This window comes from uncultured Nostoc sp. (assembly GCF_937863485.1).
Classification (GTDB): domain Bacteria; phylum Cyanobacteriota; class Cyanobacteriia; order Cyanobacteriales; family Nostocaceae; genus Nostoc.
In genome coordinates this window covers 1-14,158 of the sequence record NZ_CALMFY010000183.1, presented here as the reverse complement: position 1 = coordinate 14,158, position 14,158 = coordinate 1, and the positions used below count along the sequence as shown (strand labels likewise).

Sequence of the window (14,158 nt, the reverse complement as noted above, 5' to 3'; positions counted from 1 at the left end):
GGGGCTGGGGGTTAGGTTTATATTGGACTCAACTGAGAACCGCTATATTACTTAACTCATAGTCAACCAGCTAAAAACTTGTTTAACTGTCAGTTCTAACTCGGTATCATTGAGTATAGGCAACTGATAAGCTATTGTATATAATTTCACTCGCTACTTGGTAAACGCTGTTATAGCGGTTCTCGTTTACGTGAGTACACCCGTAGGGGCACGGCACTGCCGTGCCCCTACACCTCGCAGCATAATGTTGTATCGCATCTGAATGGGAATCACTATAGCAGAGTTTTAAGTTTCACGCAGAGGCACCCAAACGCAAAGAGTTTTTAAAGTTTGTTGTCCAGGAGTATCAAAGACTCGTTAATGAGTATCAAAGGTGGATGAACGAGTATCAAAGACTCGTTAATGAGTATTAAAGGTGGATGAACGAGTATCAAAGACTCGTTAACGAGTATTAAAGGTGGATGAACGAGTATCAAAGACTCGTTAATGAGTATCAAAGGTGGATGAATCCAGTTCAAAGACTCGTTAACGAGTATTAAAGGTGGATGAACGGAGTTTTTTAACTCCTAACTCCTGTACAGACGCGATTAATCGCGTCTCTACTCCTAACTTCAATTCCGTTGCCAAATTTTAATCGTCTTATCCAAACTCCCGCTAACTAACATCTCGCCGGAAGCTGTGAAAGCTAATGCTGTGACTATATGAGTATGACCTGTAAAGGTACCCAGCAATTCCCCAGTTTGTAGATGCCACAATTTGATGGTTTTATCAGCACTACCGCTGGCGATAATTTGACCATCGGGACTTAATGCGATCGCATATACTCTATCTCTATGTCCTCTCAGAGTATGAAGTAATTCCCCAGTCTCCAATTGCCAAATTTTAATCGTTTGATCCCAGCTACCACTCACGAGCATTTTACCATCTGCACTGATCGCCAAGGAACCAACAATGTGAGAATGACCCATCAGGGTATGCAGCGGTTGTGCGTCCTTTAAACTTTTGACTCCCATCAAAAGTGAGGTGCGCCAGACTTTGATTTTGCGGTAGCTACCTGTCACCAGAGTTTCCCCGTCTCGACTCAAAACCAGGGAATGAGCTGCTGTATCATCTAAAGAAAGTGCGATCGCAACCTGACGTTGCATCAAATCCCAAAACAAAATTTTCCGATCATCTCCGCCTGTAGCTAACATTCTGCCATCTGGGGTGAAGGCAGCACACCGCACTACCCCATTATGTTTGTGCAAAATATCTATCAAGTCTAAAGCGCCGACGTGCCAAAGTTTAATTGTGGAATCTGCACCGCAACTCACTAAAGTCTGCCCATCTGAACTAAAAGCCAGAGAATTCACTTCATCCACCAGCCCAGATATCACCCAAGGATACTCTGATAATGTATCTATTAATTCACCCTTGCTTAAATCCCAGAGCTTCGTCTCTCCCCGACTACCACTTGCCAATATGGGTAAAGCTTTGCCATTCTTACACGCAGAACTGAAAGCCAAGCAATTAATCCCTCTATTGTGCCCTTGCAAAGTCTGCCAGCATTCCCAATCACCGACTATACCCTTAAGGCAATGCTCTGATGGTAGAGTTTGTATTGTCTCTGCGATCGCTTTCTCATTAATTACTGGCGACGTGTCTTTTTTAGCAACTAGTGATTCTAAATACCAACTTAACCCCCCCGCATATAACAAATTACTCGGACTGATATCCAGTTTTGGTTCAGTAAGTTCAAGGATATTTGTAGGTAAAAAGCCTGTTATTATACTTTGCTTCTCGAAACCTAATTTACCTGTAGATGGATAAAACAAACAAAGAAAAATTAATCCTTGGTGATTTCTCAAATCTTCTTGAGTAACTGACCACCTAATTTTGTCTTTCTTAATACCATTAAAACTTTCTCCATCAGCAACATAAACTTGAACACTTAGCTGAGGATTATCTTTTAGGACATAAGGAAATTTACTTTCGCCACACAAATTTCCCTCATCATCTAAAATCATGTTTTGCAAGGTATCTTGTGATACCTTTTTTACCAACTTCCCCAAGCGTTCAGTTATCACCCTGTCAACGATTTGCTCCCGCAAAAAATAATCTTCCGCTTGTCGTTGGAAGTATTTGGGAAAAGGTATCGTCCAGTCGGGAGGTTCAGGATATTCAGGCGGCGTCGGCGGCGGATTTTTGGCGAGAACTTCTGCTTGTTGGCGAGAAAGTTCTTGGAGTTTTGCCAAAGGCTCACCCCGAAATCCGATTATTTCAGTGTGAGAACCTTTAACTTGACTTTCCAGCAAAGATAAGTCATAAGTTTTAGGTTTTTTCACACGTTGAAGGAAGTCAGTTTGTTGAGCTTTGAGTAAGCTAATCCAATCCATCTGCATTCCTGCGGCAAACTATTGCATACCTAAGGTAAGCTATACCAATGCAATTACTCAAGTTTATAACCTTAGTTAATTAAAAATTCAGTAATGTTAGCAGTCTAATAAAACACAGCCATTGGCAGATGTTTGCGGGAGAGAGATGGATAGCACTTAAACATTTCATTCACTGATGCAACTGAAGTATATAGAATTAGTTGATGTCAGTTAATTCTAACGGAGATGGAGAGCGAGATACTGTTTCCCCAGAAACAGTTCTAGTTGCAAAGAAAAGTTTAATCTGAGAGACATTTCAAAGGTTGTAGTAACGCTAAGTCAATAAATACCTACATAAAAATAACCTAGTAGCACTGATTTTAAGGGAGATCATCTGAAATCAGTATAAATGGTGAAGATTGGTTAATTTTAACCTTTGCGTTTTGGTTGTCTGGGTGTAGTACTTACATCAGAGGAGTTGCCAAAAGTATCCCTTGCCTCTATATGTTTAATTTTCATTTGCAAGTTCAAGTCATCACTGCTAACAATTGTTTCTAAATTCGCTAATCTTTGCTCTAACAGTTCTATTTGCTGTTGTTGCAAATAGTTAGTTTTTGATTTTTGCTGATCAGAACGCCAAACAGCAACTGTACCAACAGCTGCGCCACCAATAGCAACTAAAGGAAGAATAGCACCGCTTCTGGTAACTGCTGACAGTGGGACGCAAACTCCGAGAATGGCAACTGTAATTACCCAAATTCTTGTGGTGGCAGATAATCTGACATCTTGATATTGTTCTACATTAGGTTGAGATTTTTTAGCCATAAGTAAATCCCTTGAAAAGTTATTTGCTAGATTGGCACAATTGTTTATTAAAATACTTCCTACAATTGGGTTAAGTATAATTATTGTACTAATATTTTTAATTACCAATAGGTAAACAGAATTCAACATTAGGACTTACGCAAAAAACCTCTCAAATTATTCCTCCGTGTACTCTGTGGTTCATTCTTTCATAACCCGTCGTGCGTAAGTCCTGGCACATTATCATTTTTCTGTCAATGCGTAAGTTCTAGTCTCCATTCCTGAAAAACTTTTCACAATCTTGCACCCACGAATTGCCCCTTGGCATGGATGTGGCGAAAGGGATGGCATGAAGGGCTGGCTATGCCCACACAATATTTGCCTAGTTTATTGGATACCTAGATATCCAAGCAAAAAGAGAGCAAGATTCAATAACTTTAAGTTACTCAAAACAGGAAGCGGAAATGGGGGATTTGGGCGAGGGCAATCGCCACCGTCGCAATATCTCGATGCTTGGTATGAGATATAACGAGGCACAGTGATTGAAAAATTCTTCTTAGTGAAGCGATCGCTTTGTCTCTAAGGCTCTACTTGATTGGATAGCACAAATCCAATTATAAAACGACCGATCGCTTGTTTTCAATGCAACTGAGCTAAGAAGACAAATCAATATAGAAGGGTAGAGGCGATCTAGAAGCAGTAACGACAAAGAAGACATTTACTGACAAGACAGATAACAGACAAGCGCAAGTGCAAGTCATCATACTTGAAGATTATAAAATTTTTAAGAAAAATACAGTTAGGGTTTAAACGTTAAAAGTCATTGCTAGACTGGCTTTTGCCTTAAATTATCTATTGAGAATTTTATAAAGAAATTATAAAATACTTACTTCCAGTGCGGAAGACAGCAATCCATTGTCGTCTTACAATAAGATGAGACAAGACAATCAATTTAGTTTGTCAAGGTGAAGAATCTTCTTTACTGAGTCTTGTTATTTACTCTAGAAATTATTTTTTAGCATACATTTATCACTGCCTAAGCAGTTCTTTGCGTTCTATTGCCAGCTACCCAAGTTCAACAACTGCATGAAGTTTCCCGAATCACCCCGTGTCAGATATACCCGCAATCCTCTTGTGGAAGTAATCTGCCAGCTTCGATTTCCGAAGATTTTAATAATCGAAAAAGAAGCTCCTGTAGATTTTCAGGAAGCGGTGAGATTAGAATATCCAGTTTTCAATACTCCTCAATCAATCGATTTGTCGTTTTTGTCAAGTCCACAGCCTAACTCACCACCAATCATGTTAGGGCAAAGTTTTTCCTATGAGTTCGCTGATAAAACAGGAGAATGGAAACTTACTTTAGGAAGTGATTTTATAGCTCTTTCTACGCCGAAATATGAAAGCTGGGAGGATTTCAGAAAACGATTATTGAGCGCTGTTGAGGTACTCACTAAATACTACAATCCCTCATACTTTACGAGGATTGGTTTGAGATACCAAAACTTTATTATGCGCTCTGAGCTTGGCTTAGAAAATCGCCCGTGGCGGGAGTTGCTCAATCCCCCAGTTTTAGGAGTATTTGTAACTGAGGATTTGTCAGAGAAAGACTTACCTGAAGCATTTTTGCATTTTGGGTGTCGTCTTGATTATCCAGATGCAATGGTGCGTGTTCGGTGCGGACTTGGACTAAAAAATGCACTTAATGCAACTAATGAAGTGGGCTATTTCATAGATGCTGATTTTAACACTGAGAAGATAACGGAGATAAAAGATGCCACAATCTATCTTGACCAATTCAACCGAGAAGCTGGAAACTTCTTCCAATGGTGTGTCACTCCCAGCTTACATCAATCTTTACAACCGAAATCGATTCCAGGATAGATACGGCCAAACCTCGGCGAAGAGATCGATACCTATATCTTGTGAGAGTGACGAACTAACAAATATTTCGCCATTACCTGTGTTACTGAACGTATTAATAAACTATGTTCAACATGCCAAAGAGGAGTTTTCAATTGACTACTACACTCTTTTGAATTTATTTGAGCCAAAAGCTATAGCAGTTCAAAACTGGGAGAAAGCATTATCATCTCTTACATCAGCCGTTCCTGCGATGAGGGTGATAGGACTAAATGATTTTCCTGACGAAATCAAAGACTATCTTGATGAGTTGCTTGCAAATAAAAAAGACAAAGATACCCTATATGAAATTGCAGAAGCAGTAGTTCAGTGGCTGAGTGATAGCCCAGAAGAATATCAAACCAGACTAGCTATAGAACTTTGCAAAATGCCTTCAACCGCTAGCCGTATTCTCATAGTGTCGTTACGGAATGCAGAATTCCAAATCAGTAACAACAATTTACTTTATGCCATCGGTTCGTTTTTAGAATCTACGGATAAACTTTTAGCTCAGTCCTCTGCGGCCTGCCTTTTAGCTTGTGGTGGTTCTTTAGGTGAGAGTATAGTGCAAACAGCACTATACTCTCAGGATTTGCCACACTCTCGATTGATTCAAGGCATAATGGGACTATTAAGTTAATATCCCCTCATTTCATGAAATTGAACGCCATACCTTGGTACTTCAGAAAGTTATACCAAGGATCTAAGCGACCTAAATACCTAGTACGTCTTTGTAGGAGCTTAGGAGATTTTGAACCGATTGTAAGTGAGGTAAATAGCTCTGTCGAGAGCCTCTGGAGTCAGGATTTAATCCAACAAGTTATTGAGCAAGTGTTAGGAGGTGAAGCTTCAGGTATCTCTACTTATGAAGCCGATACAATCGATCCTTTTGATATCGGACACGCTCTTGGGGTAGTAGCAGAAGGTATAAATCAAAGCAAGCTTCGTGCTAGCAAAGGCAACAAACGAGACTCAAAGGCTACTAGAGGCTCTTTAATTATTCCAGTAAACTGTCTCCCAAAAACAACCCGCTATGAATTTACTCCTCAAAATAATTTAAATTTTTATCCAGCTAACCATCGCCATTTCGATCTAGATATCAAGGATTCGGAAGAACTAGCAATTACAATCCTAAATGGTATTCGCGATCAAACTATCAAATCTACTTTTATTGCAAATGATAAAAAATACAATGTAAATTATCGGCTTATGTGGGCCATCACGTACTCGCACTGCCTTAAAATGTTTGGAGCATTGAATCACTCTAAACCTCCTACTAGTTGGGCAAATGGTAAAGACCTGACAGCATCTGAGCAAATTGAAACTCTTCAATACGTGGCACAAGGATAAATCGAGGTCGTATAAAAATTTTGTCACCGAGATATCTATAGAAGATATCGTTAAGCTTTAAATAACGGAATTCCAGCAGTAGTAGTGAAGGCTTACATTCAATAACAGGCAGAACGAGAATAAATCTAGCCTTGAAACTCTTCACATTCCCGCCCCCACAAACTCCCCCTACAACGATTATCATTATTATCCAGCTTTAATACCTAATTTTCTGAAAGTCCTGTGTGATCAAGCATTGGGGAATTCCATCTGCCTCATCAATCTTTAATATTTAGATGCGTTCGCCCTGTAAACAGACATGATTAATCGCGTCTTCACTGCTGCCTTCTGCTTTCTACTTAGTTACTTCGTTATTTTAGATGATTAGATTTTGCTTGCAAGGAACAGTTGTAAACTGAGAGGAAGATTTTCTAGAAGTGATAGTCAGGAAGGTACAGATGACAGTTCGGGCTTTTTTTGAAGCTGCCAAAGTTGAGGGTTTCCAGTCACCTTACGATACCATTCACCTGAAAATTCTCTACCCAGCACAGATACCGGATCAGTTAGAAAAAAGTACCAAAATTGAGCCAGCTAATCCAGAAAAGGCACCTTTTCCAGTAGTGATTTTATTCAACGGCTTTAACTGTGATGCTCAACAATACCAATGGTTAGCGGTTAAATTGGCTGAACGTGGATTAGTAGTGGTTCTGTTTAATTGGATTACCGAAAGTCTACCAGGCGTAATTAGCCTCACACCTGGGATTGATTTTGAAAAGATGAAACCCACAATTTATCGTACTGCTCCCACAGCTTCGGCTTTGCCAGCACTTCTAGCTAAACTCGAACAGTTACAAAATCAGGGAATTTTAGCAGGAATGCTGGATTTACAACGGATCATTCTCGGTGGACACTCTGCGGGTGGTATAGTATCTATCGAAAATGCTGACCCTCGGTTTTTCCCTGGAGTTGCTGCATCTTTTTCTTATGGCGCAACTAGCAGAGGACTTTTAAGAATAGGGTATGAACCAGGAACTATCTTGGCTTTACCAGATTCTCTACCAATGCTACTGATGGGAGGAACCCGTGATGAATTCATGGTTAAGAGTAGCGAACTCTATGGTGTAAGTCCTGGGGATGCTGCCACCCCAGTCATCCGTACATTCCAAGAAGCAATTACTGGGGGACGAAATGACACCTATCTAGTAATTTTAGAAGGAGCAAATCACTTTTCGATAGTTGATCAGCCAGACTCCACTACAGTTGGACCCTCTCTCGACTTAGAAGCTACTCAACCCCAAGAAAACTTGCGTTTGCTGATGAGTGAAATTATTGGTTTGTTTATTGACACTTATGTTCGCTATCAACCAGAAGCATCTGAGTTGCTTGAGCAATTATTAAATACTGCCAATCCTCTGATAAAATCCTTTGAGCGTAAGTAGTTAGGCTGATTATGACAAATGCATCTTATATTTTTCTGGCTGGAGCAAGTCGCGGTGTTGGTCGAGAAATTGCCCAATCCCTCACAGCGCAACAGTTAAAGGTCAAAGCACTCCTGAGAACGGCAGCAGTTGCTGCTCAACTAGAAGGAATCGGTATTGAGGTAGTTCTGGGAGATGCCTTGAATATTGGCGATGTAGAACGGGCAATGCTGACAGATGAACCTATTGACACTGTTATCAGTACAATTGGCGGTTTACCAACAGATGTAGAAAGGCCGGATTACCCTGGTAATAGAAATCTGATCGATGCAGCAGTTAAGGCTGGGGTGCAAAAGTTTATTCTTGTATCTTCCATTGGCGCTGGCAATAGTGTTGTTGCAGCGTCACCCCAAGTTTTAGAGGTACTAGGAAAAGTTTTAGCTGAGAAAGACAAAGCTGAACAACACTTAATTGCCAGTGGACTCACTTATACAATCATCCGTCCTGGTGGACTCAAGTCAGAACCAGCAACGGGCAATGGCGTTTTAACCGAAGATCCGCAGATTATTGGTAGCATTAATCGTGCAGATGTCGCGCAGTTAGTTGGTCGCTGTTTAAATAGCCAACACGCCAATAATAAAATTTTGTCAGCAGTAGACCGAAACATGCTGTTTGGGCAAAGAGAATTTGCAGAATTTAGTTTGGATTAGTGCCCCTAAAGCTTCTTCTCAATGCCCAATGTCTTTTAGATCAACTTGTCAGGTGTAATAGGTAAATCACGGATGCGCTTACCTGTGGCATGGTAAACTGCATTGGCGATCGCAGCTGAAACACCTGTGATCCCAATTTCGCCTACACCTCGTACACCTGCTGGGTTGAAGTTGAGGTCAGGTTCGCCGACGAAGGCCACCTGAATGCGAGGAATATCTGCATGGGCTGGGAAGTGATAGGTAGCAAGGTCATAAACCACAGGATAGCCGATGTTTGGATCAACTTGGCACTCCTCCATTAAGGCTTGCCCAATACCCATGATCACGCCACCACGAACTTGACTGGCTACTGTCTTAGAGTTGATCACTCGCCCGATATCCATCACTGACACCCAGCGCGTCACCCGCAAACGTCCGATTTCTTCATCCACGCTGACTTCGCAAAAATGTGCGCCCCAAGATTGGAACGCCCATTTCTTGGTTTCATCGCCAGGAGCGGAGGATGCTGTGACTTCAATTGCTGTTTGGCCGGACTGACTCAGAGTTGCAAACGCCTCCTGTGCGGTCTTAGCATTAGCAGTTTTCAGAACTTGCTCACAAGCTGACATGACCGCCGGCAGGAGAGATGCTGTCATCATGGAACCACCCGCCATGCCTCCATCTGGTAGTAAGGAGTCGCCTAACTCTACATGTATCTGTTCGACGGGTAGCCCCAATGCATCTGCTGCTGTGGCCGCAACAACGGTATATGCGCCAGTGCCCATGTCATTCCCAGCAGTGAGAACATGGGCAGTACCATCTGATAGCAGCCTTACCTTGGCTGATGCTGCACCTCGCCTGCCAGGGTAGGTTGCTGCCGCCATCCCCCAACCAACGAGTTTGCCATCGCGTGTCAAAGAACGCGGCTGTTTTGGTCTGTCTTTCCAGCCAAATTGCTCCGCACCCAAGAGCAAACAGTCAGCAAAATGTTTGGCTGAGAATGGCTGACCATTGCGCTGATGTTCTTTAGTTTGGTTTTTTAGGCGCAGTTCTACCGGGTCAATCTTTAGCATCCAGGCGAGCTCGTCCATCGCTGACTCCATCGCCCACATCCCAGGATTCTCTCCTGGGGCGCGCATGAATGTTGGTGTACCGATGTTCAGCACCGCTAGTTCCTGCTTCAGTTGCAAATTCGGCGCTGTGTACATAACTGGCGTGACCGAAGTACAGGGTTCTGTAAAGACATCCACAGGCGAGGTACAGGATTTAACCTCATGGGCGATCGCAGTTAAACTACCATCAGCAGTTGCTCCCAAGCGCATAGTTTGCTCGGTTTCGGAGCGGTGTCCGGCGTTCGCTGTCATTTGCCGTCGGCTGAGGACGACTCTCAGAGGACGCTGAAGTTCACGGGCAGCCGCTGCACAGAGAATACCGTGGGGCCAGGGAAAGGCTTTAGAGCCGAAAGCTCCACCCAAAAAAGGTGTGACGACATGAACCTGTTCAGTTGGCACTCCAAAGAGTTGTGCATAGGTGCGCTGAGTTCCCAACACCCACTGGGACGGTTCGTAAACAGTGAGTGAGTTTGCATCTTGCCAGTGGGCAATGATCGCATGGGGTTCCATCGGCGCGTGCAGTTCGATGGCTGTCTTGTAGGTAGCTGTAAGTTTCGTTGTTGCACTCGCCACCCCTGCCGCAAAATTCCCCTTTTCAAACTTTAGCTCCTCACCCATCTGTGGTGGTGCCTCCTTGAAGGTGGCGAGTGCAGCTTCCACGACTGGCTTTTGGCTTGTGTATTCCACCTTGACCAAATGCGCCGCATCACGCGCCCGCTCGAAGGTGTCTGCTACTACCAAACCGATAATTTGCCCTGCATAGTGAATTTTGTCATCCGACAACGGCAGACGAGCCTCGTAGATTTTCGAGGTCATAAAGTCGTTGGCTGGCATAAACATTTTAGGCGAGTTTTTATGCGTGAAAACATCTATCACACCTATTGCCTTTTCTGCCACACTGGTGTCGATATTTTTAATTTGCCCATTGGCAATGCTGGCGGTGACAAGATAACCGTGAACCAGACCTGGAATTTCATGTTCTGCGGCGTAGGTTGCCGTGCCCGTAACCTTTGCCCGTCCATCCTTGCGGTTGATGGCAGTCCCAATTACTTTGTTCATGCTACGCCTCCTCCTTTGGCTGACACCGTGAGTGCGCGGCGAATTGCCCGCTTTGCCAAGTCAACTTTGAAACTGTTATAAGTTAATGGTTTCGCTTCTTGAAGTGCAATTTCTGCCGCCTGTTGATACGTTGCAGTATTGGCACTCTTGCCGATCAAAAACTTTTCTGCTTCTTTTGAGCGCCAAGGTTTATGGGCTACACCACCCATTGCCAAGCGCACATTCTGAATCTGCTCACCCGCCAAGTCAATAGCAGCTGCCACAGAGACTAACGCAAAGGCATAGGAAGTGCGATCGCGTAACTTTAGGTAAACCCCTGATTTGGCAAACGGCACTGGGGGCAGAACCACAGAGGTAATCAACTCACCTGGCTCTAAGTTTGTATCTCGCTGGGGTGTGTCCCCTGGTAGTCGGTGAAAGTCTGTCAATGGTATCTGCCGCTTACCCTTGGGGCCTTCCACAACAACAACAGCATCTAGAGCCGCAAGAGGAACACACATATCCGAGGGTTGAACTGCCACGCATTGGTCACTGGCCCCAAGAATGGCGTGCATCCGGTTGATCCCCGTTGCTGCTGGACAGCCGCTTCCCGGTTGCCGTTTGTTGCAAGGGAAGGCGGTATCGTAGTAGTAGGGACAGCGAGTGCGTTGCAGTAGGTTGCCCCCTACGGTTGCCATATTGCGGATTTGCTGAGACGCACCAGAAAGAATCGCCCGAGACAGTATTGGATAATCGCGGCGAACATCAGGATGGTCTGCCACTGCTGTGTTAGTTACCAGCGCTCCAAGGCTCAGACCACCCTCACTTGTCCGTTCAATGCGTTTCATCTCTAATCTAGAAATATCGATAAGTTGCGATGGCTCATCTAGGAAGACTTTGAGACGGTCAACCAAATTCGTACCGCCCGCAATCAATATCGCATTTTGGTCATTCGTTGCCCGTTGAACCGCATCTTTCACAGAGGTAGCACGGGTGTAAGCGAAGTTGTTCATCTGAGCATCTCCTGGGGTTCATTGACCATTACATCTGCGGCAGGAGAGGGCGGTTTTTGTCCCGTTACCTGCTGGACTGCTGCCACAATGCCGTTGTAAGCGCTACATCGACAGAGATTACCACTCAGTCGCTCCTTGATTTCAGCTTCAGAGAGTTCAGCCAACTGTGGGGGACGAGTCAAATCTGGCGTGACAACGCTGGCACAGCCGCGTTTGACTTCATCAAGTAAGGCAACAGAAGCACAAATCTGTCCTGGGGTACAATAGCCGCACTGGAAGCCATCGTTATCAATGAATGCTGCCTGCACTGGATGGAGAGTATCGCCCTTCGCCAGCCCTTCAATGGTGACGATCGCCTTGTCTTCCTGCATCACTGCCAGAGCCAGGCAGGAATAAACTCGCTCACCATCGATCAGAACAGTACAGGCCCCACATTGCCCGTGATCGCATCCCTTTTTACTGCCCACTAGCCCCAAGCGATCGCGCAGGGCATCTAAGAGTGTGACACGCGGCTCAAGGTCAAGGGTTTGCTGCTCACCGTTAACAGTAAGTTTTACGCTCATCTCACCAGGGTTACTTTGGCTAGCTTCCTTTGCTATAGTTGCCTGATTGAGTAATGAAGGAGCGGCTATAGCTGTTCCGGCAGCAGTCAGTGCCTGTCCCGAAAAATCGGGTTGGGATGTTATTTCTGCCCTTTTTTTGTGTTCCATAATTCGTACTTCTAGATTGAATAATCCGGTAATTCTGAGAACTTAGGGATATGCATAGCTATTTAGTATTGTGTACATAATTTCAGGTTAAGTGCAGGTAATAGTTTGAGGAAATAAGGAAAAAATCAGACAAAGTATGCTTACCCAAATAGCCGGATCATCTTCTCAGCCGTGGATTTAGGATGATATTGCTGTTTGAGGCTAAATTCTCAGTTTTGGAGCGTCATTCATTAGTATTGTTGACGTGGCAAGAGAAGTAGATCTGGCGTTGCAGACAGTGAGATGAATTTGGGCAAGCAGGAAAGATCAGCCTTAGTTGCTAAATCAATCCTGCAAAGGGAGCAACGCCGTAAATCTCAATTTTAAGCACGCCAGCGGAGTATTTGACCCTTGACAGGATTCACAAATTCTCGTCCTTCAGCGACAGACCGAGCATACTCTCGCTTTAACTGGTAGTACCACTGCGCCTGCATATCTGAGTCCTTAATCAGTCGCAGCACAGGATTATATTTCAGACCAATCTGCTGCTTTTCCACAACCGTTCGGTCTTGACCGAGGAAGGTTTGTGTTAGTACGTGCATCAATGGCTTGAAAAATCCTGCCCAAGGCAGTGTCCAGTAAAGAGCAAAAGTTACCTCGGTTTCTGTGTCTGAAATGGGTGTAACTGCCGTTAAATTAACGACTCGATGCTTGCCAATCGTGGTTTCTTCAATTCTGACTCCAGGTAAACGAAAAGAAATTTCCGTTTCCGGCACACCACCGCCAATCAGCCAGTATAATCGACCTCCATTTGCTGGTAATCGGTGTCGTCGCATCGTGAAGCCGTAGGGCGAAGCGTCGAATTGCTTTACTTCCTCGTGCAGTTGCTCATTTCGCCACCACCAAGCGCGATGAACATAGGGTGAATGAGCAGGGTCCATCAGACCTACCACTGCATGATCTATAAAACAGGGGAATTTCATGATCTCTACGAATTGATGCGAGCGCTCATCAAACCCTGGAATGACCGGAATCTCCATCTCAGAAGCAGGCTGAGGGTTATCGGGATCAGTTATATATATCCAGATATTCCCTTGGGCTTCCCGAATTGCATAGGATTGGACGTCGAAGCGACTCAAATCCATCTGCTGTTCTTCTACAAGAGACGGGATCGCAGTACAGCGCCCACCGGAGTTAAAGCGCCAACCGTGGTAGCAGCATTCCACTTCCTGCCCATCAAATCTACCACAGCTCAAGGGCACGGCTCGATGAGGACAAATGTCCCGCATCGCTGAGACTTTGCCATCCTGGTCGCGGACTAGCAGCACCGGTTCTCCCAAGAAAATGCGGCTGATCATCATACCTGGCTTGATCTGATTACTAGGCAGAGCATAGTACCAAGTATTACGTAATACAAAGTTATCGTTATTTTTCATAGCTAATTGCGTCTGCCTTTGACACAACGAAAGTCCTGGTTTGTGGAAAGGAAGGTTATGCTTGAAAACATTCTTTCAAATTTTTAATTGCTGTAAGTAAATTCAACTGATACACTTGTTGGTCGTGTTCGTAATTCTCTCAGATTTGGGATAATCTGCGATCGCTCCAGGTGTGAAGTTGCATTATTCGCCAGAAATTTGCACAAATACCGTTCTTTTGCGCGGCCCATCCAACTCAAAAAACAACACAGATTGCCAGGTTCCCAAAGCTAATTTACCATCTACAACAGGAATTATCTCACTAGTAGTCAGCATCATTGCCATGGGAGCATCTCAGTTTTTGAAGTACCTCAAACCGACAATAATCCATTAAGGTA

Annotated in this window: 11 protein-coding genes and 1 pseudogene; 5 read left to right on the top strand and 7 right to left on the bottom strand. The window is 44.1% G+C overall.

All coding sequences use genetic code 11. From position 1 onward, the window contains the following. Window positions 1-611 precede the first annotated feature (611 nt). Window positions 612-2,381: a WD40 repeat domain-containing protein gene (locus Q0541_RS24235; RefSeq protein WP_298916641.1), complete on the bottom strand. Its 1,770-nt coding sequence runs from the start codon at window positions 2,379-2,381 to the stop codon at window positions 612-614. Window positions 2,382-2,783: 402 nt separating this feature from the next. Then, a complete protein-coding gene (locus Q0541_RS24230) occupies window positions 2,784-3,179 on the bottom strand; it encodes a hypothetical protein (RefSeq protein ID WP_298916638.1) in 396 nt (131 codons plus the stop codon). Window positions 3,180-4,244: 1,065 nt separating this feature from the next. On the opposite strand from Q0541_RS24230, the gene Q0541_RS24225 reads away from it, so the two are divergent. The 5 genes from Q0541_RS24225 (at window position 4,245) to Q0541_RS24205 (ending at window position 8,514) form a co-directional block, all read left to right on the top strand. Then, window positions 4,245-5,039 (top strand): TIGR04255 family protein, encoded by a 795-nt coding sequence (locus Q0541_RS24225; RefSeq protein ID WP_298916635.1) that lies wholly within the window; start codon window positions 4,245-4,247, stop codon window positions 5,037-5,039. 79 nt (window positions 5,040-5,118) lie between these two features. Further along, on the top strand, window positions 5,119-5,697 hold the full coding sequence (locus Q0541_RS24220; RefSeq protein ID WP_298916632.1) for a hypothetical protein: 579 nt from the start codon (window positions 5,119-5,121) through the stop codon (window positions 5,695-5,697). 191 nt (window positions 5,698-5,888) lie between these two features. Beyond that, window positions 5,889-6,407, top strand: a complete 519-nt coding sequence (locus Q0541_RS24215) for a hypothetical protein (protein ID WP_298916629.1) — start codon at window positions 5,889-5,891, stop codon at window positions 6,405-6,407. A gap of 437 nt (window positions 6,408-6,844) precedes the next feature. Beyond that, on the top strand, window positions 6,845-7,825 hold the full coding sequence (locus tag Q0541_RS24210; protein WP_298916626.1) for a dienelactone hydrolase: 981 nt from the start codon (window positions 6,845-6,847) through the stop codon (window positions 7,823-7,825). An 11-nt stretch (window positions 7,826-7,836) separates the two neighbouring features. Continuing rightward, window positions 7,837-8,514, top strand: coding sequence for an SDR family oxidoreductase (locus tag Q0541_RS24205; protein WP_298916623.1), 678 nt, complete (start codon window positions 7,837-7,839; stop codon window positions 8,512-8,514). A 35-nt stretch (window positions 8,515-8,549) separates the two neighbouring features. Here the strand turns inward: Q0541_RS24205 and Q0541_RS24200 are convergent, their stop codons facing one another. From Q0541_RS24200 to Q0541_RS24180, 5 genes and pseudogenes are all read right to left on the bottom strand, one after another. Then, a complete protein-coding gene (locus Q0541_RS24200; protein WP_298916620.1) occupies window positions 8,550-10,664 on the bottom strand; it encodes a xanthine dehydrogenase family protein molybdopterin-binding subunit in 2,115 nt (704 codons plus the stop codon). Further along, a complete protein-coding gene (locus Q0541_RS24195) occupies window positions 10,661-11,656 on the bottom strand; it encodes a xanthine dehydrogenase family protein subunit M (RefSeq protein WP_298916617.1) in 996 nt (331 codons plus the stop codon). Before Q0541_RS24195 ends, Q0541_RS24200 begins: the two co-directional genes overlap by 4 nt. Beyond that, window positions 11,653-12,366 carry a 2Fe-2S iron-sulfur cluster-binding protein gene (locus Q0541_RS24190; RefSeq protein ID WP_298916614.1) on the bottom strand — a complete coding sequence of 238 codons (714 nt, stop codon included), beginning with the start codon at window positions 12,364-12,366 and terminating at the stop codon, window positions 11,653-11,655. Before Q0541_RS24190 ends, Q0541_RS24195 begins: the two co-directional genes overlap by 4 nt. A gap of 362 nt (window positions 12,367-12,728) precedes the next feature. After that, on the bottom strand, window positions 12,729-13,781 hold the full coding sequence (locus Q0541_RS24185; RefSeq protein WP_298916611.1) for an aromatic ring-hydroxylating dioxygenase subunit alpha: 1,053 nt from the start codon (window positions 13,779-13,781) through the stop codon (window positions 12,729-12,731). Between the two features lie 183 nt (window positions 13,782-13,964). Further along, window positions 13,965-14,105 (bottom strand): annotated as a pseudogene (locus Q0541_RS24180) (YjbQ family protein); the annotation flags it as partial. Window positions 14,106-14,158 lie beyond the last annotated feature (53 nt).

Bases quoted from the DNA above. Each gene is read 5' to 3' on its own strand.
- Q0541_RS24235 (WP_298916641.1), bottom strand. From the start codon at position 2,381: ATGCAGATGGATTGGATTAGCTTACTCAAAGCTCAACAAACTGACTTC.
- Q0541_RS24230 (WP_298916638.1), bottom strand. From the start codon at position 3,179: ATGGCTAAAAAATCTCAACCTAATGTAGAACAATATCAAGATGTCAGA.
- Q0541_RS24225 (WP_298916635.1), top strand. From the start codon at position 4,245: ATGAAGTTTCCCGAATCACCCCGTGTCAGATATACCCGCAATCCTCTT.
- Q0541_RS24210 (WP_298916626.1), top strand. From the start codon at position 6,845: ATGACAGTTCGGGCTTTTTTTGAAGCTGCCAAAGTTGAGGGTTTCCAG.
- Q0541_RS24205 (WP_298916623.1), top strand. From the start codon at position 7,837: ATGACAAATGCATCTTATATTTTTCTGGCTGGAGCAAGTCGCGGTGTT.
- Q0541_RS24200 (WP_298916620.1), bottom strand. From the start codon at position 10,664: ATGAACAAAGTAATTGGGACTGCCATCAACCGCAAGGATGGACGGGCA.
- Q0541_RS24195 (WP_298916617.1), bottom strand. From the start codon at position 11,656: ATGAACAACTTCGCTTACACCCGTGCTACCTCTGTGAAAGATGCGGTT.
- Q0541_RS24190 (WP_298916614.1), bottom strand. From the start codon at position 12,366: ATGGAACACAAAAAAAGGGCAGAAATAACATCCCAACCCGATTTTTCG.
- Q0541_RS24185 (WP_298916611.1), bottom strand. From the start codon at position 13,781: ATGAAAAATAACGATAACTTTGTATTACGTAATACTTGGTACTATGCT.